Genomic DNA, 20,484 nt, shown 5'->3' with positions numbered 1-20,484 from the left:
GGATCTAGCAATGATCAGCCTTTTCCTTGAATTAACGTTCCTAGTCGCGTTGCCCGGGCTTTATGCCTTGGGCGTTTCGTGGGCTTGCTGGTCAGAGGTAGCCAAGCCGTGGTTTTTTGCTTCCTCGTCCGCGGCATCGCTTTACGTCTTGTACTTCGTTGTTTTCAATTGCTGCGCTCCGCGTGGTGGCGGCTTTTTCCTAGAGGCGCCGCGTCAAGAGGCGCCATCGCATCAAGTTGCGCTTGTGTTTATTGGCCCCTACATCAAACCAATGCTTCTGTTTTCGGTACTAGCGGTCCCGCTACTGTGGCTACTTATCAAAGTATTTCGCAGCCAGCCATGAAAATCGGCCAATTGAAGTCCCTGGGGCACAACATCGCACACTCCTTGGCGAGTGGAATCGGCCTCATGATCGGCGTCTACGACACTGACGTATTTGCTGAAGCGTCATTCAATGAATCCGGCTTTCTTTCCGTGAATTTCATTAACGGCGAGGTTGGTGGTGGCGCAATGTCCGACTCATTGCGAGGCGCCGCACTCCGGTACAGCGAAGCACTTCCCGAGCTATGCGCCAAGCACGAATTGAACGTCGGCGAAATCATGGTGCTGGAAGCTCGCTACGGCACAGACCAAGTTTATGGTCGCCACTTCACCGTCACTGTTGAGGCGATAGATGGAAGACGGTCCGTTGATCGATACATTGGTGTGTCGGGCAAGCTTGCCAAGGACCGTAGAAGCTAGAGCTTATGCTTCCCAATAACCTGGGTAGGTCGGCAGTGCCGAACCTTACAAATCAACTCTACCGGCCTGACGGCTGTCGGGCTGTTTCCACATTGGGCCACAAATCACGATGCCGTCGTAGGAAGCACGGAGTATGTTGAAGCGAAGTAAGTACGACAAACTTTTTGCAGTGTTTGAAAGTCTGTGCGCGCAATTAGCGGCGGTGCCAGATGAAAATGCCCTCGGCCTAATCAGTAGTTGGGAGAAAGCTAAGGTTCAATACGCTCAATGGCTGTCTGATCCGCAGTCTGGAGTCATAAGATCCAAAGTGGCTGTCGGGTTGGAGCAGGGGCTGCGTGAAACACCACAGCGCCTTCAACGAATCGCGCCACAATGGAGAGGTAAAGCCGTTGTGGCATTGCAGACGGCAATTGAAAATGAATTCCCTGAGTTTGGTGCCAAACAACAAGACGCCCTTGCTAAGGTGTTGAGTCGCGGTTCTATCCGGGGTGAGTCTGAGTTTTATCTCATCCGGCACGAAGTTGAGTGTTTGGAGGGAACCTCGGGTTCCGAAGCATCATTGTCCAAATACTATGGCCTCCTTGAAGCCTATGAGTCGCGCTGACATTTGTGGCCCAACCCATCATTCCACCGGGCCTGCGCGAAAAGCCGCGCAGTCCCGTGAATTCAGACATTCCTGAACGTCTGCATTCCAAAGTGCTGAACGTTGCTTTCGGGTCGGAACTTGTTAGTCGGATGGGCAGTAGTCGGCCAGAAGCGGCCGGTCGTCATCTAATCCGGGTAGCAGCCGTCCGGGTGGAAATGTATGCTTCAGTTCTTCGTGCCACATGGATCGGATCACCCCTATGCCGACGCCTGATGCTTTGCCTGTTCTGTTATTTTTCCTTGCGAGTGGTTCCTGCTTCTAAACAGTTACTTACAGAACATGTTATCCGGCATCCCGATGTTATGCGGCAGAACTGTCGCCCTAAAACAAAGTTATGCGTCTGAGCTCAAGGAACAGTCGTGACAATTGAAACCATATTTTGGACTCAAATAGCGTCAATACTGGGCTTTCTAGTCACCCTATTTGTTCTGTATCGCATTTTGGTGGAGCAGAAAGAAGCGACGATTCAAACGCAAAAGGAAAACATCGCTTACCTGAAAGATCAACTCGCTGAAGCCAAGTCTCAATCGCCAGACATCCTTGCTCAGAAACTGGCTAACCGAGTTAAGCTTTTTGAAGATGAAGTGAAAAGGCTTGAAAGCGACAAGTCTTCCACGGAAGAGCAGATCAAAGCTAAGGAAGCAGAGCTGCATAACGCTCGCACCGAAGCAGAAAATCTTACTAAGCAAGTTCTCAGCGCTCGCGAGCTCTTGAGCGATTTTCAATGCCCGCACTGTGGCGCGCCACTAGCAGTCCGCGAGTATCACTCTGAGTTGGTCGAGTATCAAGGGCGAGAGATCGATGTTGAGCACGATCACTCTGCTTACGAATGTGGCTACTCTGTAGTAGATGGCAAACCAAATAGTCCTTGCAAAGGAAAACGCTCCCGTGGGGTCAGTGCCGTTGTATCCGCATAACCCTACAGTCAAGCGGACCGCCACAAGCTGCGCTTGTGGTTCCCTCCGCGCTTCGCGCTCCGGCGTCCGCTTACTTCCACGTTAGATATCAATATGGCAGCCCCTCGCCCCAAAGAAGACATACTCGTCCATTACGATGAAGAGGCTGGTGAGCTTGTGTTTTATACGGTTCCAACCAGTGCTACAGGTGGCTTGCGCGACAAATCTTTCGGCGGCATCCGCCCTTCTGTGAGCAAGTTGCAAGTGCTTGAGCCTACCGAGGCGCTTTACAGGGTGGGCGGTGCGGTGCTTGCGCTTCTGGACCTAAGCAGCATAAAGAAACTAGGTCTCACAACGGAATTCATGTCCCGTGCTAATGAAAATGATCTCTAACATCCCGGTCAAGGCGCAGCCTTCGGCTGCTGGGACGTCCCGCAAGCGGGCCGCCCCTTACCTAAAACGTTAGGCATCTTATGGCCACGCTCATCTGGCAAGCACCTATGCGCTACTTCTCGGCTGGCGATGAAGCTGCGTTTTTCTCGTGGTTACAGGCTATTTCCGGCGTCGTTTCGGTTCAGGGCTACGGCCGTGAGCTTCATATTCGCCTTCGTTCCAAGAGGCTCTCCGCGCAAAGCCTTCGAGAACTCCTTGCCCTTTATCAACGCTATCAGGGCAACATGAGCGAACTCGCCCAGTTCGTAAACCAATCAAATTCATCATGGTTTGCTGACCCAAATGCGTACTGGCATTCGCAGGTATTCGGGAGCACACATGCTGCCTAACATTCCGGTCAAGGCGCGGCCTTTGGCCGCTGGGACGTCCCGCAAGCGGGCCGTCCCTTACCTAAAACGTTGGGCCTTATGAACCCCACCGTCACCGAACTCAACGGTTCTGCCCCTTCGTGGTGGGCCGCACATCGCCTGCGCTACAACATCATTCTGTTGGTCGCTGCGCCGGTCTCCCTCGCCGCTCTGCTGGTGGTGTGGTGGTCATTCGAGTCTCGTCTGCCGTGCCTCGAAATTACAGGCTTCTCGCTCATCTTTGGCGGCGTCTTGTTTCTTGTCGGCCTTGGGCTGGCCAATCTCTGTTATTTCCTCGGTCCAATCTCCGAAAGAGTGTTGCGCCCTAAGAGCTTGGCAGTTTTTCGGCGCAGGATATTTGCTCTTGGTACTGGCTTCTCTCTAATCCTCATCTTTCTTCCAGTCATTGGTAATCTTATTGCGGCCGCGCTCGGCCCGACTGTCGGAGGTCATTGTGGGTAATCACCAGAGGCCCAACCTGGCAGTCGAGGGGACAGCCAAAAGCTACGCTTTTGGTTCCCTCCGCGCTTCGCGCTCCGGCAGCCCCTCACTTCTACGTTAGAAATTTTTCACATGGAGGACACGTGTACGACGCACATTCGCTTCAATCGATAACCGAACGAATAGCTTCAACTCTCCCCAGAACCGTAACTCTAGTGAAGAAGGAGCCAATTGTTGAGCTTGGTTATATGACTAGTCTGGACATGCGCCGCCCCACTCGCTATCAGACTGTACGTTTTACTGAGACACGCAACTCCAAGCTGATCGGGGTCTTGTTTTGTCACCCTAAGAGCCCATTGGGAAAAGCGGAGGTCGTGGATCACTTATCTCACTTTCATCATCGCTCTGGCGAAGCTGTCGACTTCTATTGTGTGGGCTACGGAGCGTATTGGCCTCCAGAGCACTATGCCGATCAAAAACCAGTCACGCGCATCGACGGTGTAGAATGGCTATTCAGCGAAATAGCATTCAACCGGGTAGTTGATGAGTTGGAGAACGAGACGTCTTGGGAGTACAGCGGCGAGACAGAGTTGATCTTGCTGACCGCCAGAAAAGACAACAACGGCGAGGCATTCCTGGATTACGGTTCCGCGATCGTCTGCAATCTTGAGGCTATGTCGCAAGCCAAAGCATTTACTTCAGTTCGTGCCTTCTTTACTGATGTTTTCCGGTTTGCAAAGAACAACTCAGACTCTGACCCCACATGGGGACTAAGCGACAACCGAGGAATTAAGCTGGGATCCTCTGCGCTTAAGGAAGCGGTCTTATCGTTGCTTCCTAAGACTCTGAGCGATGCATACCGTCGTGGAGAGCACTTTGCAGTCAAGAGCATTGCCGTCAATCCCTAACCTCTCGGTCAACACGGATCGCCTGCAAGCTGTGCTTGCAGGCGATCCGCGGCTTCGCCGCTCCGGCGGCCGGTTACCTCAAACGTTAGCCATAGTCATGAGCGATTCCCCCAACCCGTTTGCAAAATTCATCGACCTTGAAGGCGTCTGGTCAAAGTCAGAAACTCCGTCGTTAAAAGCGGTTTTCGATAACTTACGCAATTACCCAATACTTGCGCTGTTTGCTCTTATCGCAAAGGAAATTTCACTTCTTCAGCTCTCTTTGGCAATACAGATGCATTACGTTTTGCTAGTTTTCCTTATGTTTTTTAGTTTGGCGACATTTATTCAAACCGCACTACTGCTAACCGCTCTAGTGATGGGCTTTGTCATTGGCTTCTTGCCTAAACGAGGCTGGATTAAGAATGAGTACGTTCAAACTTTATTTGCAATGGTATTCGTGGGATTTTTCTTTTTTTCCTTTTGTCTGGCCATGGCTATTTCAACCGTCATTGATAAGGTGAAGTTAAATGGCTAACCCGTCAGTCGAAGGGACAGACCAACGGCTGCGCCGTTGGGTACCCTGCGCGCTGCGGCTGCCCCTCACTTTCAACGTTAGCCACCATGACCGAAGATGAACGTTGGGCGCATCTCGTCGCACTAGATAATGAACTGCTTAAAGGCGGCGTCATTCTTTATGAGTGGTGCACGTTCATCGTCCGAGACGCAGACACGGCATTCGCTTGCGGAGCGCACTTAGCCGCAATACTTACGGCGGTTTCTGGCATTGAAACATATCTTCGATCCGAGCATTCGAAGACCGGAAGGGAGCGCTTGGGGGTACTGATCAACAGCGCGGAAATTGATGCCGGACTGAAGGCAGACTTACACGCTCTTCAAAAATATCGAAACGAGTGGGTGCATGTTGATAGTCCTTGGGAAGACGAAGAACTCCTTGAGCATCCCGAGGCAATCGAAGGCGAGCTTGAGGAAATGGCGTTCTTTGCTGTGCGCGCATTGCGCAAAACAATCTATGAGAACCAGTGGGTCTAGCCGCAGATGGCTAACCACTCATTCCACCGGACCTGCGCGAAAAGCCGCTCAGGCCGGTGAACTCAAACGTTAGGCTTCAGATGACACGCTCCAACATTGTATTTGGCGGACTAGTTACGGCTTTGCTGCTCCTTGGCGCATGGCTGGGTTATCTCTTGGCCGGGTACGAGAAGCTTGCAACGTACAAGCTACTAAACATCATCGGGATCGTGTATGGCCTTCTAGGCATCGTGGTGCTGGCGGAGTTCGTAACCAAGAACGAACCAATCAAAGCCTTCATGGTTCATTGGGTGGCGGGCGTACTCCTGTGGGCACATACTATTATTCCGCTTGGCGCCCTCGCTGGTGCAGGCATCGGTCACTCATTGCCATCTGCGGCTGTTACTGCAAAGTTCTTTGTATCGTTCTTTTGCTACTCACTGCTTGTACTTGCCATCCTTGAAGCCGTCGTCTTTAATCCAAAGTTCAAGAGGCTCCAGGGGCTTGCTACGCGTAGTCAATCATTTGGCCTAATCTTGCTACTCTCTGGGGTGGTGGTACAGCTGATCGCGGCCCTGCAAGATTTCAATTCGTGATCGGAAGCCCGGGGCCAAAATGCAAGTGCAACACCGTGCCTTCGCGCCTCAGCCTAACTGGGTGTTCAACGTGGACGCCAACATGGGCCATCGCTTCGCGATTTTGATGGCCCATGTTGGTGCCCTTCGACCTCCGGCGCCAGTTAACTAGTTCGTTAGAAATCTCTTGGAACCCTTCTGATGGCGACAACAAAAAAGAGCAGTTGGCGAGACCTCAGCAGCGCACAAGCGGCAGTAATTGCAGCCGCACTAGCTGTCGTGCCAGCGCTAATTACTGGAATCACAACCAGTTATGTGACTTATCAGTCGTCAATAACGAAAGCAAAGGAAGAGGTTCTCGGAGAGCGTGACATACGCGAGCGACTCGCAACGCAACTCCCCATTCGGCCTGGGTACGCGAAGCATGTCTATCCCCAATACGGGATTGGTTTCATAGCTCCGACTGCTTGGATAAAAGACGATGCCCCAGTTCACTATGGAATTCCTGACATCGATATTGTTCAGCGCTACACGGACCAAAAAGCGGCCATCGGTGTCGAATTTAAGCTCACTCAGGTCCAAAGCAACTACGTGAATGACATCGTCGCAGAGGTTCGAAATCAGAAGGATGTGTGGGAAAAGAACGACCCCAAGATTACCGTCACCGACGCAACTCTAAATGGCCGAGAGGCGAAGTTATTTCACTACACGCATTCCACGGGAAAGCGGATAGGCGAGCGTAGAGTCTACTGGGTTCGACTTGTTCCAGAGATCAAATTGCAACTCCAAGGTTTCACCTACACGGATGAACCGGATAGGGAAGAGTTCTGGAAGGAGTTCGATAGGATTGTTGAGTCAACCGTTATCGATCAGGAACTCATCGATAAAAAGCGGAGAACGGCCATCCAATGAAAATCCATACATGTTCACGTTGTTCTCCGCCACGCCATCCATCAGCGATTTCTAACATTGCGCTCAACCGGACCTGCGCGAAAAGCCGCGCTGGCCGGTTAGCTTCACGTTGAGCGACAGCTTTCCTCAAAGCTAAAGGCTGCATTGGGTCGGCTCCTGCCGGCCGAAGGCCGGACAAGCTGTCGTTCAACGTTGAAGTACGCTGGACGACAGCTGACTGTCTCATAGCTGCCATACCTTCCGTTGACCGCGAACGTCGGCAAAGGCCGATATGCAGCCATTCACCTTAACTACCGTCTCTTGGCATGTGTTTTGCACATCAATATAACGCGCCAAATGTTAGCCTTCCTGCCACTTCTTGCCCATATGCCATAAGTCATAGAGTCATCCCGTTCTCCGAACTTGACCCACAACAGGGCGCCCCTCTCCCCCCGCCGCTATAGTCATCGCCGCATCCCCTCCCTGCGGTAGCATCCCCGGTGCAGCCGGGCGCGGGCCCGGGGTTTTGGGAGACAGCAAGATGGCAGTTCTGGCAGGCAGGCGGGCGCTGGTTACGGGTTCCACTTCGGGGATTGGCCTTGCGGTGGCGCGGGCGCTGGCCCAGGCGGGGGCGAAGGTGATGCTCAACGGCTCGCGGGTGGCGGCGGATGCGGAATCGACCCGCGCTGCGCTTGCCGCCGAGACGGGCGTGGAGATCGGTTACACGCCGGCCAACCTGGCCGACCCGGCTTCGGCGCGGGGGCTGGTGGAGGCGACCATCGCGGCCTTTGGTGGGGTGGACATCCTCATCAACAACGCGGGCATCCAGCACGTGGCGGCGGTGGATGCCTTCCCCGACGACACCTGGGATCAGCTCTTGGCGATCAATCTGTCGTCGGTGTTTCACACCACCAAGGCGGCGCTGCCGGGGATGAAGGCGCAGGGCTGGGGGCGGATCGTCAATATCGCGTCGGCCCACGGGCTGGTGGCCTCGCCGTTCAAGGCGCCCTACACGGCCAGCAAGCATGCGGTGGTGGGTTTCAGCAAGGCGGTGGCGCTGGAGGTGGCGGAGCAGGGCATCACCTGCAACGCACTGTGCCCGGGTTATGTGCGCACGCCGCTGGTCGAGAAGCAGGTGGTGGATCAGGCCAAGGTGCACAACCTGCCGGAGGAGCGGGTGATCCGCGAGGTGATCCTCGCCGCCCAGCCCACCAAACAGTTTGTCGAGGCCGAGGAAGTGGCGGCCTATGCGGTGTTTTTGTGCTCGGATGCGGCCAAGTCGGTCACCGGGTCGGCGCCGCTGATTGATGGCGGGTGGACCGCGCGCTAGGTGGTTGTGTAGGTCGGGCTTCAGTCCGACCCCCCTCCGCCCACCGCAGGCCGGATTGCCGCCTGTCGTTTCCCGTGCTCTGTGTGGGGAATGTCGGACTGAAGTCCGACCTACAGGGATGTCGCGGTGTGTTATTGCCGGGTACAAACCCGGCCTGTGGAAGGTGGAGTGGGCATGGAAGAGTTCATCGGCGGTCTGTGGCACAAGTTCATCACCCGGGCGGCAACGCGCAGTTATCCGGCGGCGGCCGTGCGGCTGGAGGACATCGAGCGCACCGCCGGCATCCTCTTCCGGGCGCTGGGGGGCGATGCCGGCCTGCGCGTGGCGCCGGCGGCCGAGATCGAGCACGGCGCCCGGCGCAGCTGGCTGCAGCGCATCGCCCACGTAGGTGAGAAGGCCGCCCACGCCGCGCGGGATGCCGAAACCCTGCGCCTGCCGGCGAGCATCGAGTTCTTTCCCGAGCGCAGCCTCAACCGCGATCTTTACCTGTGGCTGATCGCCCAGGGCGCGGCGCTGCCCGATGGCGGCCTGGACGCCGACGGCTGGATCGCCGCCAACCAGGCCGCCAGCCGCGCCACGCTGGATGCCTTCCCTGGTTTTGCAACGCGTTACCGCCGGCTGGTGGAGGCGGTGATCGCCGAGCGGCCCGATCCGGCCAAACTGCCGGCCGATGAAGCCGCCGCCGAGCGGGCGATCCGCGCGGCGCTGCAGGAGCCCGGCAGCGTGGCCAGCCTGCCAGCGGCCAAGCGCCCGCCCACGCCGGTGGCCCTGTGGCTCTACCCGGCGCCGGTGGCCATCGACCGCCGCGAGCAATCCAATCCGCCCACCCCGGCGGACCATCGCGAAGGCGGCAGCAAGGCGGCCGATGCCACCGACCGCCGCCGTCAGGCCCAGCGCGAGGACATGCCCGACGGCAAGAATGGCCTGATCCTGCCCTTCCGGGCCGAGAGCCTGCTGTCGTTTGCCGAGTTCGTGAAGGTGAACCGCGGCCACGACGCCGACGCCGACGACAACCCCGCCCGCGCCGCCGCCGAGATGGACAAGATCTCCGTGGCCCAGGACGGCACCGACACCGCATCCAAGGTGCGCTTCGACCTGGACCTGCCCTCCGCGGCGCAGGACGACGTGCCGCTCAAAACCGGCATCCTGCTGCCCGAGTGGGACTGGAAGAAGCAGCAGTTGAAGCGCGACGTGTGCAGCCTGACCGTGCTCGACCCGCGCGACGCCCAGCCCTGCGCGCTGCCCTCGCACCTGCTGCGCCCGGCGCGGCGCCTGCGCCACCAGTTCGAGGCCCTCACCCCCGCCCGCCGCTGGCTGAAGAACCAGCCGGACGGGCCGGAGCTCGACATCGACGCCGTGGTGCGCGCCTTCGCCGATCGTAAAACCGGCCACGTTACCGGCGACACCGGCGGCTACCTGTCGTGCGAGCGCCGGGAGCGCGATCTGTGCTGCCTGGTGCTGGCCGATCTGTCGCTGTCCACCGACACCTGGGTGAGCGACGAGCAGCGGGTGATCGACGTGATCCGCGACAGCCTGTGGCTGTTCTCCGAGGCGCTGGGCGCCACCGGCGATCCGTTTGGCCTGTACGGTTTCTCGTCAAGAAAGCGCGACCACATCCGCTTTCACCGCATCAAGGATTTCGACGAACCCGCCGACGACCGCATCCGCGGCCGCATCGGCGCCCTCAAGCCGGGTTTCTACACCCGCATCGGCGCGGCGATCCGCTACGCCACCCAGATCCTCTCCAAACGCCCCGAAGCCCTGCGCCTGCTGCTGATCCTCTCCGACGGCAAGCCCAACGACGTGGATCACTACGAAGGCCGCTACGGCATCGAAGACACCCGGGTGAGCCTCAACGCGGCGCGCCAGGAAGGCGTGCGCCCCTTCTGCGTGACCATCGACAAGGAAGGGCAGGGTTATCTGCCGCACCTGTTCGGCCCAGCGGGCTACACCATCCTCCGCAACCCGGCCGAGCTCCCCGCCCGCCTGCCCCTGCTCTACGCCCAGCTCACCGGCGGCTGATTCTCCGCACCTGTAGGTCGGACTGAAGTCCGACCTACAGAGGATGAGCCGGCCCTGCAGCAAACTGAGGAAGTCGCCCAGGCGCACGCCAAACTGCACCACAAGCACGCCCGCGTCGGAGTACCTGTAGGTCGGACTTTAGTCCGACAAGCCCGGTGCGCAGCGCTTGGGCCTCAGCGCTCGAAGGCGGTGGTGACGATGGCGGTGTAGGCGTCGTTGGTGAGGTACGCGGGGGTGTAGGTCACGCCTTGCTGGGCCAGCGCCTGCACGAAGGCGCGCAGGTGGTTGCGCGAGCCCTTGAGGAGATTGGCGTAGACCTGCCGGATGTCCTGGTTGTCGATGGTGGGCAGGGCGTTTTCCAGGTCGAGGATATCGATCTCCTCGATCGCGGCACCTACCCGCAGGGCGTTGATCAGCGACGTGCTGCCCTGCGCCGTGAGGTCGTGGTAGAGCTGTTGCAGCACCGGCGCGACGAACAGCCCTTCGCCGAGATTGGCGGCGGGGTCCGGCAGGCTGTAGCGGACCAGCAGCAGCCGAACGGCTTCGGTGTGGGTGGCCTCGCTCTGGGCGATGTTGCCGAAGATGGGCGTCTGGCTGCCCCACAGGGTGTTGAGGCGGGCATACACGTCGTGGGCCAGCTTCTCTTCCTCGCGCATGTAAGTGAGCGAGGCGCTCTCGGCGGTACTGAGACTTTCGAGGGGCAGCGCCGCCAGCGTGGTGCCGAGGGCGCTGCTGACGAAGCTCGAAGTGCCGTCGGCATTGACGACGAAGGGGGGCCCGCTTTGTTGGGTGCCGCCACCGCTCCCGCCGCAGGCGGCAAGGAGGCAGGCGGCGAAGAGGGTCGAGGCGATCCTGAGGCGATGGGTTTTCATGGCGGTCGGTGGTGTGAGAGGCAGGAGGTGGAGCGGATCAGCGTCCGCCGCGCGGGCCCATGCCCTGCCCGCCGGCACGGCGATTGGCGCCGCCACCCTGGGCGGGCGGGGTGTCGGGCAGCTGGACGCCGCGTTCGCGGGCGCGGGCCTGCATGGCGTCATGGTGCTGCTGGCGATAGGCGTTGCGATCGGCCTCGGTGGCCTGGTTGCGCAGGGTGGCGCGGTGTTCGGCGCGTTCCTGCGGGGTCATGAGCTGGCTGCCGTAGGTGGTGTCGGCGGCGCCGGCAGGGGCGGCTAGCGCGAGGCAACACAGGGCGGCAAGCGACAGGATGTGGCGCGATGTCATGGCAGTCTCCGGATCAACGGGAAGGGGCCGCCCGGAGACTGGCCGAAGGGGAGACGGTCGTGTGACCGGGCGGCGGTGGACCGGCGGGTTGGCCGGTCACTTCCAATATAGCGCCGGTTTATTAGTGTTTTCTAATGTGCGTCGATATGCCGCATGGCGACCGGCCCGACCCGCACGCCGGTGCGCCTGTAGGTCGGACTTCAGTCCGACATGCGCCGGCTTGTCGTGGCTGTGATGTCGGACTGAAGTCCGACCTACCGGAGAGAAGCTGGGCCTGCAGTAGACCGAAGATGGCGCTCCAGCGTGCGCCAGACCGCACCGCTAGCCCGCCAGCGTCGGAGTACCTGTAGGTCGGACTTCAGTCCGACAAACCCGGCTTGTCGTGGCTGTGATGTCGGACTGAAGTCCGACCTACAGAAGAGGAGTTGGCCCTGCAGTAGACCGACGATGGCGCTCCGGCGTGCGCCAGACCGCTCCGCTAGCCCACCCGCGTCGGAGTACCTGTAGGTCGGACTTCAGTCCGACAAACCCTGCTTGTCGTGGCTGTGATGTCGGACTGAAGTCCGACCTACAGAAGGCCTACGGGGGGCCGAGGAAGGCGGGGCGATGTTCGGCGAACTGGGCTGCCAGCCATTCGGCCACTGCGGCTACCCGCGGTTGCTGCTTTGCGTCCGGGTGGATCAGCAGCCACAGCTCCCGTGTCACCACGGGTTCCGGGCCGCTCTGGCGGGTGAGGTTGGGGTTCGCGTCGGCGATGAAGCAGGGCAGCACGGCTTGCCCGATGCCGGCGGCCACTGCGCGGGTGAGGGTTTCCACGCCGTTGCTGCGCAGGCGCACCCGGCTGTCGGCCAGCCGGGGGGCGAGCCAGCGCATCTCGGGGGTGTGGGCAAGGTCTTCGTCGTAGCACACCCAGGCGTCGGGCGGCTCGCCCGCGGCAGGGGCATAGACTGCAAAGCCCACGTCGGCGAGCTTGCGGATCACGAAATCGCCTGTCTCCGGCCGGGCCAGGCGGATGGCGATGTCGGCTTCGCGGCGGGCCACGTTGAGGTTGTCATTGCTGCCCACCAGCGCCACGTCGAGCCCCGGGTGGCGGGCGTAGAGGTCGGGCAGGCGCGGCACCAGCCATTCGGCGATGATTGCCCCTACCGAGGTAATGCGCACGCTGCCGTGGATGCCGGGCCGGCCGGCGTCGGCGATGCGGGTGAGCCCGGCCACGTCTTCCTCGATGCGGGTGGCCCGCTCCAGCACCCGGGCGCCGGTGGTGGTGGGCTGCCAGCGGCCGTCGCTGCGCTCGAAGAGCGGCGTGCCGAGGGCGTCTTCCAGCGCCCTCAGGCGGCGGGCGACGGTGGTCTGGTCCACCTTCAGGCGCCGGGCGGCGCCAGCCAGGGTGCCTTCGCGGCCGATCACCACGAGAAAGCGCAGGTCGTCCCAGTTCATGGGCGGGGCTCCGGGTTGGGTGCTGCAATTTTGCAGGAGCGGCCGGCAATCGTGTGCATTTACGCAGGATGTCGCCGGGCCTAATCTGCATCCATCCCAACTCACACAAGGAGACACGCCATGACCGAAGCCTTCACCCTGCGCCAGCTGATGGGCAAACCCGCCACGCCGGCGCCCCTGTCCCAATCGGTGCTCATCATCGTCGATGCCCAGAACACCTACCTGGGCGGCCTGATGAAGCTCGATGGCATCGAGGCGGCGCTGGATGAATGCGCCACGCTGCTGGCTCGGGCGCGGGCGGTGGGTGCGCCGGTGATCCACATCCAGCACGATGCCGGCCCGGGATCGCCCTTCGACGTGAATGGCGAGAGCGGCGCCATCGCCAGCCAGGTGGCGCCGGTGGCGGGCGAGGGCCGGGTGGTGAAGCGCCACGCCAACGGCTTCATCGGCACCGATCTGGAGGCGCAGCTCACGGCGCTGGGCGACAAGCGTCAGCTGGTGATCTGCGGCTTCATGACCCACAACTGTGTCAATTCCACCGCCCGCGGCGCGGTGAACCTGGGCTGGCCGGTGTGCGTGCCGGCTGCGGCCACCGCGACCCGCGCGCTGCCGTCGCCGGAGGGTGGCGTGGTGCCGGCGGCCGAGATCCAGCGCGGCAACCTGGCCGGGCTGTCGGATGCGTTCGCGCTGGTGGTGGCGAACGGCGCGGCGATTGCCGATGCCTGAGCCGGCTGACCGACTGCATCGGCAAGCCGAAGCGGGTGTTGATCGTTAAGACGCGCTCGCGGCAAAGGGCGTTTCCCCGCGTACCGGGAAACGCCCTTTTGCCCATGTGCTAGTTGCTAATCGTCGTGCCACCTCCCTTTGGCCTTGATGGTGGCCCGCACGACCTTTCCGAACGCCCGATCCTTCTTGCGCTTTTCGGGGTGGGACATGCCGTGAAACTCGGATTCCCGCCTGAGCTTCTGGTAGCTCTGAAGATGTGCCGGGTCCAGCGCCCCCTGGGCGATGGCAGCCTGAATGGCGCAGCCCGGCTCGCGGGTGTGGGTGCAGTTGGCGAAGCGGCAGCGCGATGCATAGGCCTCGACATCGGAAAAACTGGCGTCGAGGCCTTCGCTGACATCGAGCATGCCCAGTTCGCGCATGCCCGGCATGTCGATCAACAGCCCGCCGTTTTCAAGCGCGATGAGCTGGCGCCGGGTGGTCGTGTGTCGGCCCTCGCCGGTGTGGCTCACCACGCCGGTCGCCAGATCGGATTTGCCGATCAGGCCATTGACGAGGGTCGTCTTGCCAACGCCGGACGAGCCGAGCAGGCAGTAGGTCTTTCCGGGCTGGATCAACTCGTGCACCGTTTCAACGCCCCGACCGCTGACGTTGCTGATGGGGATGACGCGGGCGTTGATGCCGGCATGGCGAATGCTCGCCAGCAGGTCTTCCAGCGCCTCGGGGCTGATCAGGTCGGTCTTGGTCAGCAGGATGACCGGCTCGATATGCCCGTCGCGCGTCATGACGAGATAGCGCTCGAGTCGTCGCACATTGAAATCGAAGTGGCACGACTGGACGATGAAGGCCACATCGATGTTGGCGGCGATCATCTGGAACTCAGCGTTGCCACCGGGGCGGCGGCGTCTCAGAAACGACGTGCGCGGCTGGATGTCGAGGATGCTCGCATGGGCGCCGGCGTCGTGATAGCTCACGCGAACCCAGTCGCCGACGCAGGGAAGCGCCACCGGGGAATCGGCGGAATGGACGGCCCGGCCGGTGAGCCTTGCGGGCACTTCACGCTCCGCATTCCGGACGATGTACTGGTCGCGATCGACGGCCGTGATCCTGGCGATGGCTTGGCCTGAATGAGACGTGGGGAATGAATTGGCGGGCGCGTGAGAATGCGCCTGCTTCGGTCTGGAAGTGGTCATGTTGGAAAACCATGGGCAGTAATCTGAACGAACAGAAACGGCAGGCCACCAGCGGGCGGCACGCCAAACGTTTTTGATCGCGATAACCTGAATGCACCTGCCGGAGCAGGGATCGGGTTATCGGATTACTGCAAGCTCCAACATCCAAACCTCGAAAAGTGACGCGAGCCGGATCTGGCTGCGCAAATCGATGTTAGCCACGGGGGCTGGGGAAATCAAGAAACCTGACACCCGGCTGGCTGGTGCCAGCCGGGCCGGTCAGGCCGTTGCCTCCGCCGTCCGCCGGCGGGCCAGATAGGTGGGGCCGAGCTGGGTGGCGAGGGATTCGGCGCGCATCCAGATCTCGGGGTGCGGGCGGAAGCTGTCGCGCAGCTGCTTCCACAGGGGCGAGGCCTTGTGGAGGAGTTCGTGGAGCAGGGTGTCGAGCAGATCCAGCGCGTCGTCGTCCGACAGGCGGGCGAGGTAGCGCGGGTTGAGGCGCAGGGTGTCGGAGTGCCAGCGGTACTGGCCGAGCACCCGGCCCGCGGGTGACAGGCGGCGGGTGCACAGGCGCCGGGGGATGCCCAGGTCAGGCAGGTGCTCGCGCACCAGATCGAGGGCCAGGTCGATGTCGCGTTGGGTCATGACGGCGTGGCTCCGGCCCGATCAGACGCCCCAGGTGACCGGCACCTTGTCTTTCAGGGAGCGTTCGAGCAGCTCGAGGAGCGGCACCGCGCGCTGGAAGAAGCTCACCACGCCGCCGGGCGTCTTGGGCTCGTCGTCCTTGTCGGCGTCGTCGGGCTGTTCGGCCTTCTTCGCCTTGTCGGCTTCGATGGCGGCCTTGAGGGTGGCGATGGCGGCGGGGAGCTGTTCGACGGTGAAGATGCCCTTCGGGTCGGCCGGGTCTTTTTCGAGCACGGTGAGCATTTCCTTGCCGTTCTTCTCGAACATGATCACGTCGCCGCTGGCGGGGGATTTGAAGATGATCAGCATGACGGGCCTTCCTTGCAGTGGAATGGTGCCATTGTAGCGCCTGGGAAAACCCGGACGCGCATCGGTCGTGCCCGGTGCTATCGTTCTGCTCCGAAATTCCTCCAGACCACGATCGTGGAAAAAGGCAGAACCCTCGCCGGCATCGGCTTTGGCCTCGGTGCGTATGGCATCTGGGGTTTCTTTCCGCTGTTCTTCCGCCAGCTGGGCCACGTGAGCCCGGCCGACGTGCTGTGCAACCGCGCCCTGTGGGCGTGCCTGTTCGTGAGCCTGATCATCACCGCCAACCGGGGCTGGAGCCGGCTCGGCGCGGCGGCTCGCCACCCCGGCGCGGTGCCGCGGCTGGCGCTGGCGGCGCTGCTGGTGGGCTCCAACTGGCTGGGCTTTCTGTGGGCGGTGGACCAGCGCCTGGTGATCGCCGCGAGCCTGGGTTATTTCCTCACCCCGCTGGTCAATGTGATGCTGGGCATGCTGGTGCTCAAGGAGCGCCTCAACCCCAAGGAGTGGCTGGCCGTGGGGCTGGCGGTGGCGGCGGTGGGCAACGAGTTCGCCGCGCTGGGCAGCCTGCCGTGGGTGTCGCTGTTTCTGGGCGGCACCTTCGGGCTGTACGGGCTGGTGCGAAAGCAGGTGCCGGTGGATGCGATCTCCGGCCTGTGGCTCGAAACCCTCACCATGCTGCCGCTGGTGGGGCTGTACGCCCTGTGGCAGGGCGCCCACGGGCATGGGGTGGTCACCGGCCACGACGGCACCACGCTGTTCCTGCTGGCGATGTCGGGGGTGCTGACGGCGCTGCCGCTGATGCTGTTTGCGGCCGCCACCCAGCGCCTCAACCTCGCCACGGTGGGCATGCTGATGTACATCAACCCGACGATGCAGCTGGTCACCGCGGTGTGGCTGTTCGCCGAGGATCTGCCTCCGGCCCGGCTCGCCACCTTCGCGCTGATCTGGATCGGGCTGGTGTTCTATAGCTGGAGCGGCTGGCAGAAGTATCGGGCGGCGGGTCAGGCGGCTTCGGACGCGGGCGGCGGAAGCAGCCGGTAGTCCGGATCGCCCCAGGCCTGATAGGCGGCCCAGGTGGTGAGGGCCGGCGCGGTCCGGAAGGTCGCCTGCCGGGCGGCGGCCACTGCATCCTCGAAGCGCTGGCCCTCCGCCAGGGCGGCGAAGAAGGTTTCGGAAAACTCGGCCGCGCCATCGTCGTCCACCGCCCAGCCAGGGGCGACCACGGCCTGCACCCCGGCCTTCAGGAGCGCCAGCACCATGTCTTCCGGTGGGCCGTCGTCGCTCCCAGGAATCGCGCGACCCGCGTGGCACCCGTTGAGAAAGACCAGCTCCGGCATCGCGCGCATCTGCTGCAACTCCAGCGCGGTGAGGAACACCCCGTCGCTGAGCACGAAGCCGCTCACCCGACGCCCGTCGGGCAGGAGGTGCCGATGAACCGCGTTGCCGCTGATGAGCAGGACGCGGTAATCCCGGCCAAACAGCCGGCTCATCACCGTGGAGGCATTCTCTTCGGAGCCCACGCTCACCTCCAGACCGGCGGCGGTCAGCGATCGGGCCACCCCGGCCAGTTCCTGCTCCACACCCGGCAGGATGGGCTGGCCGTCTTCGTGGATGGGGAAGGTGCCGGCGGTCAGGGGGTTGCCGATCAGCAGCGCCCGGGCGCTGAGCGTGCGGCGTGGCTGCGGCGCGCGCAGGCCGTCCAGGCGACGCAGCACGTTGCGAGGGCCGAGGTAGGCGAAGGGGTCGTCCGGGCGGTGGAAGATCAGCTCCCACGGCAGCGCGGCGGAGCCGGGGCCGAGGGCGAGGCGGTAGCGGGCGGGGGCGCCCAGGGCGATGAACTCCCGGGGCAGCAGCAGCTGGCGGAGCGCCTGCGCGGCGTCGGGGTGCAGGTGGATGCCGACGAGGAGTTCGTCTACCAGCTTGTCCACCAACGTCTGCTGGAAGTGCACGGTGGCCTCGATGCGCTCGCCCTCGATCAGCAGGATGAACTGCAGCCCGCCCTCGCCCCGCTGGCGGATGGTGAGTTCCCAGGTGGCGGTGGGGGCTGCCGCCGCCTCTTCCGACTCTTCCACCTCCTCTGCTTCAGCCCCTTCGGCGGGCGCGGCGCTCAGCGAGATGGCTGCGGCGATGCGCCGGGCGGTGTCGATGATGGCGGCCGGGCGCTCGGCCTCTGACACGCTGGCCAGCCACCGGACGTAGCCGCTGTCATCGGTGTTCGCTGCCCAGCTTTCGAGAAGCGTGGCGGGCTCCTTGATCGGATCGACGAGTACCGGGAACAGGCGTTTGCCCAGCTGCCTCGCCCGCTCGATCTCGGCCAGCGGATTCTGCCGGCCGGCGGTGAGCGTGCCCGCCACGGCCACCAGCGCGTCGGCCTCGTCGAGCATCGCGGTGAGCCTCTCCTGCCAGTTGTCGCCGGCCTTGAGGTCCATGTCCCAGGCCACGTCGATGCCCTCGGCCTGCAGGGCCCGGGCGAGGGGGGCGGCGTACTGGCGGTATTCGTGGACGTAGGAGATGAACACCCGGGGCCTGTGTTGCGGCGGGACGGGGTCTTCGGCGAGGGCTTCCGGCTCGGGTGCCGGCGGGCGGCGGACGGGCGGGCGGAGCTTGGGGAGGGCGGCGTAGACGGGGCTGTCCACGGCAGGGTTGGCCATGGCTTCCTTGAGCCAGTGGGTGATTTCGGCCTGCAGGCGGTCGGCCTCTCGCTTGTCGATGCTGGCGCCGCCGTGCTTGTAGCGCAGGATGCGCAGCGAGGCGAGTTCCGGCGGGATGCGGTACCCCTCCTCGGCAAGGAGCAGGGTGCGGCCCGGCCGCAGTCCGTGGCGCAGGCCGAGCTGGATCAGCACGTCGGGCAGGCCGAGGGAGAGGTCGACGATGGCGAGAGGGGCGCGCAGGATAAGGTCGAGCGCGTCGCTGGGCAGGTCGGCGGGGGTGATGTCCGGCCGGACGCATTCGAAGCCGACGGCCGTCACCGCGGCGGCAATCACCGCGTAAGACTGGTCCAGATCAAGGCTGCGGCCGGTGACGGGGTCGGTCTTGAGGCCGGTGCCCTGGATCACCGGGCAGACGGAGGTGAGGTCGCCCGGCGCCGTGGCGTAGGGTGGTGTCGGATCGGACATCTCCCCGTCGGCTGCGAGTGACGGCGGGGCCGCCATGCTTGTCGGGGGCTCAGCCAACGCCCCATGGATCGGATTGTGGCCGACAGGGGGCTGCGACGCCTCGGTGGCGGTGAGCTGCGTGCCCAGGGCGGCTTTGCCCCAGCTTTCCGGATTCTCCGAGGCTGAATACCGGATCACGCTGCCGAACAACGCAGGCGGCTGCCACGCGGACGCCTGCGCTTCGGCGATGAGCGACACCTTGTGGGCCCCCAGCGCGAAGCTGACGCCCGTCAGATAGCGCACCGCGACATCTCCGGTGCTCAGGTCGCAGATCACCACTTCTGCGCTCAGGATGCTGCGGAGCAGCTCGGGCCATTGCTCGTTGGCGCTGAAGACGAGGGCGAGGAGATCGGTGCGGTGGCAGTCAAGGCCAGCCTCGGCGGCCGCCTCGCGGACCACCCGATAGGCGGCATCCAGGTCCACGACGTGGCCGTTGTCGGGGTCGGTCCAGGTGCCCACGGGCTGGATCACCAGACACGTCCGCCGTGGTTTGCCGCTGGACTCCTGACCGCCCGCCGTTGCCCCGGCGGCCCGGTAATCCGCCAGCACCGCGCCCGGCGCCTTCAGCACGATGTCGCCCACCCGGATTTCGTCGCTCCCCAGCGCGCCGAGCAGGCGCTCGGCTTCGGCGTCGTTGCCGCTGGCCAGGGCGTCGAGGCCGCGGGCGTAGGCGAGGAGTTCGGGCTGGCCGGCGAGGGGGAGTTCGATGGCGGCGGCGAGGCCGCCCAGGCGCAGGGCCACGGTGCTGCCGTCGGCGTGGGTCTGGCGCAGGGCGTCGGCGAAGGCGTGGGCGGCGCTGGCGGGTTCGAGGAAGGCCAGGGCGACCCAGCGCTGGATGTCCAGAAACTCGGCCAGCTGCGGGTCGGCGGCGCGGCTGGCCTGGTGCTCGCGGGCTTCCACGTAGCGCCACAGCAGTTCGGCGATGCGCCGGATGCGCGGGCGCGGGTCGTGGCGGTAGAGGGAGCGCAGCATCACCAGGCAGTGCCAGCGCACCTGGGCGTCGATGCGGTAGTAGCCGCCGCCCAGGGCGGTGGCGAGAGGCGAGAACAGCACGTCGGCTTCGAGGCTGGGGTCGGGCCCGTGGGCGGCGAGGAAGTTCACCCGGATCAGGTTGAGGAGATCCGGCCGCAGGGTTTCGGGCACCGCGGCGTGCATGAGCAGCAGCAGCGGGTCGCGGCCGTAGTCGGCGGCGTACTGCTCCAGCGCCGCGTAGGCTTCGTGGACTTCCAGCGGGCGTTGGCCGAGGGCGGCGGGATAGGGCATGGCGGTCTATTTGTTGCCGCGCAGGATGTCGATGGCGCGCAGCAGGTGCGGGGCATCCACCGGCAGCATGGGCACCGGGCCGTCGGCGATGAGGCTGGCGGTGGTGCCGGCCCAGCGCCGCCGGGGCATGGGGTTGAGCCACACGGCGGCGGGGAAGAGGCGCCGGGCTTCGTCGAGGAAATCGGCCGTCTGCAGGGCGCGGCGGCGGTTGAGGGCGCCGCGGGCGCTGCCGGCGTCGCTCACCACCAGCAGCGCGGCACCGGCG

Annotated in this window: 23 protein-coding genes; 15 read left to right on the top strand and 8 right to left on the bottom strand. The window is 63.0% G+C overall.

The genetic code is table 11. The features are described from left to right. Nucleotides 1–339 precede the first annotated feature (339 nt). The 13 genes from QQK25_RS15060 to QQK25_RS15000 all read left to right on the top strand — a co-directional run bounded on the left by QQK25_RS15060 (nt 340) and on the right by QQK25_RS15000 (nt 10,261). On the top strand, nt 340–741 hold the full coding sequence (locus QQK25_RS15060) for a hypothetical protein (RefSeq protein WP_284188663.1): 402 nt from the start codon (nt 340–342) through the stop codon (nt 739–741). A 133-nt stretch (nt 742–874) separates the two neighbouring features. Further along, complete coding sequence (locus QQK25_RS15055) at nt 875–1,345, top strand: hypothetical protein (RefSeq protein ID WP_284188662.1); 471 nt, start codon at nt 875–877, stop codon at nt 1,343–1,345. A 401-nt stretch (nt 1,346–1,746) separates the two neighbouring features. Beyond that, the gene (locus QQK25_RS15050; RefSeq protein ID WP_284188661.1) at nt 1,747–2,304 is read left to right on the top strand and encodes a hypothetical protein; all 558 of its coding nucleotides are present in this window, start codon (nt 1,747–1,749) and stop codon (nt 2,302–2,304) included. 93 nt (nt 2,305–2,397) lie between these two features. Further along, nucleotides 2,398–2,676, top strand: a complete 279-nt coding sequence (locus tag QQK25_RS15045) for a hypothetical protein (protein WP_284188660.1) — start codon at nt 2,398–2,400, stop codon at nt 2,674–2,676. Between the two features lie 80 nt (nt 2,677–2,756). Beyond that, the gene (locus tag QQK25_RS15040) at nt 2,757–3,065 is read left to right on the top strand and encodes a hypothetical protein (RefSeq protein WP_284188659.1); all 309 of its coding nucleotides are present in this window, start codon (nt 2,757–2,759) and stop codon (nt 3,063–3,065) included. 78 nt (nt 3,066–3,143) lie between these two features. Beyond that, nucleotides 3,144–3,545: a hypothetical protein gene (locus tag QQK25_RS15035; protein ID WP_284188658.1), complete on the top strand. Its 402-nt coding sequence runs from the start codon at nt 3,144–3,146 to the stop codon at nt 3,543–3,545. A 122-nt stretch (nt 3,546–3,667) separates the two neighbouring features. Then, on the top strand, nt 3,668–4,432 hold the full coding sequence (locus QQK25_RS15030) for a hypothetical protein (protein ID WP_284188657.1): 765 nt from the start codon (nt 3,668–3,670) through the stop codon (nt 4,430–4,432). Further along, complete coding sequence (locus QQK25_RS15025) at nt 4,377–4,949, top strand: hypothetical protein (protein WP_284188656.1); 573 nt, start codon at nt 4,377–4,379, stop codon at nt 4,947–4,949. Before QQK25_RS15030 ends, QQK25_RS15025 begins: the two co-directional genes overlap by 56 nt. 86 nt (nt 4,950–5,035) lie before the next feature. Further along, the gene (locus QQK25_RS15020; protein WP_284188655.1) at nt 5,036–5,464 is read left to right on the top strand and encodes a hypothetical protein; all 429 of its coding nucleotides are present in this window, start codon (nt 5,036–5,038) and stop codon (nt 5,462–5,464) included. Between the two features lie 80 nt (nt 5,465–5,544). Then, nucleotides 5,545–6,039, top strand: a complete 495-nt coding sequence (locus QQK25_RS15015) for a hypothetical protein (RefSeq protein WP_284188654.1) — start codon at nt 5,545–5,547, stop codon at nt 6,037–6,039. A gap of 180 nt (nt 6,040–6,219) precedes the next feature. Beyond that, nucleotides 6,220–6,930 carry a hypothetical protein gene (locus tag QQK25_RS15010; protein ID WP_284188653.1) on the top strand — a complete coding sequence of 237 codons (711 nt, stop codon included), beginning with the start codon at nt 6,220–6,222 and terminating at the stop codon, nt 6,928–6,930. A 520-nt stretch (nt 6,931–7,450) separates the two neighbouring features. Next, nucleotides 7,451–8,239, top strand: coding sequence for a 3-hydroxybutyrate dehydrogenase (locus QQK25_RS15005; protein WP_284188652.1), 789 nt, complete (start codon nt 7,451–7,453; stop codon nt 8,237–8,239). A gap of 174 nt (nt 8,240–8,413) precedes the next feature. After that, nucleotides 8,414–10,261 (top strand): nitric oxide reductase activation protein NorD, encoded by a 1,848-nt coding sequence (locus QQK25_RS15000; protein WP_284188651.1) that lies wholly within the window; start codon nt 8,414–8,416, stop codon nt 10,259–10,261. Nucleotides 10,262–10,434: 173 nt separating this feature from the next. Here QQK25_RS15000 and QQK25_RS14995 read toward each other — a convergent pair whose 3' ends face one another. From QQK25_RS14995 to QQK25_RS14985, 3 genes are all read right to left on the bottom strand, one after another. Next, entirely contained in the window at nt 10,435–11,133 is a 699-nt protein-coding gene (locus tag QQK25_RS14995) for a DUF2202 domain-containing protein (RefSeq protein ID WP_284188650.1), read from the bottom strand. A gap of 37 nt (nt 11,134–11,170) precedes the next feature. Continuing rightward, the gene (locus tag QQK25_RS14990) at nt 11,171–11,479 is read right to left on the bottom strand and encodes a hypothetical protein (protein WP_284188649.1); all 309 of its coding nucleotides are present in this window, start codon (nt 11,477–11,479) and stop codon (nt 11,171–11,173) included. Nucleotides 11,480–12,058: 579 nt separating this feature from the next. Continuing rightward, nucleotides 12,059–12,916, bottom strand: a complete 858-nt coding sequence (locus QQK25_RS14985; RefSeq protein WP_284188648.1) for a LysR family transcriptional regulator — start codon at nt 12,914–12,916, stop codon at nt 12,059–12,061. Nucleotides 12,917–13,036: 120 nt separating this feature from the next. Here QQK25_RS14985 and QQK25_RS14980 point away from each other — a divergent pair, with 120 nt between their 5' ends. Beyond that, a complete protein-coding gene (locus QQK25_RS14980; RefSeq protein WP_284188647.1) occupies nt 13,037–13,642 on the top strand; it encodes a cysteine hydrolase family protein in 606 nt (201 codons plus the stop codon). Nucleotides 13,643–13,758: 116 nt separating this feature from the next. Here QQK25_RS14980 and rsgA read toward each other — a convergent pair whose 3' ends face one another. The 3 genes from rsgA to QQK25_RS14965 form a co-directional block, all read right to left on the bottom strand. Beyond that, the gene (gene rsgA / locus QQK25_RS14975; RefSeq protein ID WP_284188646.1) at nt 13,759–14,694 is read right to left on the bottom strand and encodes a ribosome small subunit-dependent GTPase A; all 936 of its coding nucleotides are present in this window, start codon (nt 14,692–14,694) and stop codon (nt 13,759–13,761) included. Nucleotides 14,695–15,090: 396 nt separating this feature from the next. After that, nucleotides 15,091–15,456: a hypothetical protein gene (locus tag QQK25_RS14970; protein ID WP_284188645.1), complete on the bottom strand. Its 366-nt coding sequence runs from the start codon at nt 15,454–15,456 to the stop codon at nt 15,091–15,093. A gap of 21 nt (nt 15,457–15,477) precedes the next feature. After that, complete coding sequence (locus QQK25_RS14965; protein WP_284188644.1) at nt 15,478–15,804, bottom strand: DUF1840 domain-containing protein; 327 nt, start codon at nt 15,802–15,804, stop codon at nt 15,478–15,480. A gap of 114 nt (nt 15,805–15,918) precedes the next feature. Between QQK25_RS14965 and rarD the strand changes: the two genes are divergently transcribed. Beyond that, a complete protein-coding gene (gene rarD, locus QQK25_RS14960) occupies nt 15,919–16,842 on the top strand; it encodes an EamA family transporter RarD (RefSeq protein ID WP_284188643.1) in 924 nt (307 codons plus the stop codon). Here rarD and QQK25_RS14955 read toward each other — a convergent pair. Then, nucleotides 16,803–20,219 (bottom strand): CHAT domain-containing protein, encoded by a 3,417-nt coding sequence (locus QQK25_RS14955; protein ID WP_284188642.1) that lies wholly within the window; start codon nt 20,217–20,219, stop codon nt 16,803–16,805. The two genes, rarD and QQK25_RS14955, sit on opposite strands and share 40 nt — an antisense overlap. A 6-nt stretch (nt 20,220–20,225) precedes the next feature. Further along, on the bottom strand, nt 20,226–20,484 hold a 259-nt coding region (locus QQK25_RS14950; protein ID WP_284188641.1), incomplete at its 5' end, for a hypothetical protein.

It is taken from the genome of Zoogloea oryzae, from assembly GCF_030161255.1.
In the GTDB taxonomy this organism is placed as follows: domain Bacteria; phylum Pseudomonadota; class Gammaproteobacteria; order Burkholderiales; family Rhodocyclaceae; genus Zoogloea; species Zoogloea oryzae.
This window is presented reverse-complemented; position numbering and strand designations above follow the sequence as displayed.

Coding starts and splice junctions, on each gene's coding strand:
- QQK25_RS15020 (WP_284188655.1), top strand. CDS start 5,036: ATGACCGAAGATGAACGTTGGGCGCATCTCGTCGCACTAGATAATGAA.
- QQK25_RS15010 (WP_284188653.1), top strand. CDS start 6,220: ATGGCGACAACAAAAAAGAGCAGTTGGCGAGACCTCAGCAGCGCACAA.
- QQK25_RS14965 (WP_284188644.1), bottom strand. CDS start 15,804: ATGCTGATCATCTTCAAATCCCCCGCCAGCGGCGACGTGATCATGTTC.
- QQK25_RS15040 (WP_284188659.1), top strand. CDS start 2,757: ATGGCCACGCTCATCTGGCAAGCACCTATGCGCTACTTCTCGGCTGGC.
- QQK25_RS15035 (WP_284188658.1), top strand. CDS start 3,144: ATGAACCCCACCGTCACCGAACTCAACGGTTCTGCCCCTTCGTGGTGG.
- QQK25_RS14970 (WP_284188645.1), bottom strand. CDS start 15,456: ATGACCCAACGCGACATCGACCTGGCCCTCGATCTGGTGCGCGAGCAC.
- QQK25_RS15005 (WP_284188652.1), top strand. CDS start 7,451: ATGGCAGTTCTGGCAGGCAGGCGGGCGCTGGTTACGGGTTCCACTTCG.
- QQK25_RS15045 (WP_284188660.1), top strand. CDS start 2,398: ATGGCAGCCCCTCGCCCCAAAGAAGACATACTCGTCCATTACGATGAA.
- QQK25_RS15025 (WP_284188656.1), top strand. CDS start 4,377: ATGCATACCGTCGTGGAGAGCACTTTGCAGTCAAGAGCATTGCCGTCA.
- QQK25_RS14980 (WP_284188647.1), top strand. CDS start 13,037: ATGACCGAAGCCTTCACCCTGCGCCAGCTGATGGGCAAACCCGCCACG.
- QQK25_RS15055 (WP_284188662.1), top strand. CDS start 875: ATGTTGAAGCGAAGTAAGTACGACAAACTTTTTGCAGTGTTTGAAAGT.
- QQK25_RS14985 (WP_284188648.1), bottom strand. CDS start 12,916: ATGAACTGGGACGACCTGCGCTTTCTCGTGGTGATCGGCCGCGAAGGC.
- QQK25_RS14955 (WP_284188642.1), bottom strand. CDS start 20,219: ATGCCCTATCCCGCCGCCCTCGGCCAACGCCCGCTGGAAGTCCACGAA.
- QQK25_RS15015 (WP_284188654.1), top strand. CDS start 5,545: ATGACACGCTCCAACATTGTATTTGGCGGACTAGTTACGGCTTTGCTG.
- QQK25_RS14995 (WP_284188650.1), bottom strand. CDS start 11,133: ATGAAAACCCATCGCCTCAGGATCGCCTCGACCCTCTTCGCCGCCTGC.
- QQK25_RS14990 (WP_284188649.1), bottom strand. CDS start 11,479: ATGACATCGCGCCACATCCTGTCGCTTGCCGCCCTGTGTTGCCTCGCG.
- QQK25_RS15000 (WP_284188651.1), top strand. CDS start 8,414: ATGGAAGAGTTCATCGGCGGTCTGTGGCACAAGTTCATCACCCGGGCG.
- QQK25_RS15060 (WP_284188663.1), top strand. CDS start 340: ATGAAAATCGGCCAATTGAAGTCCCTGGGGCACAACATCGCACACTCC.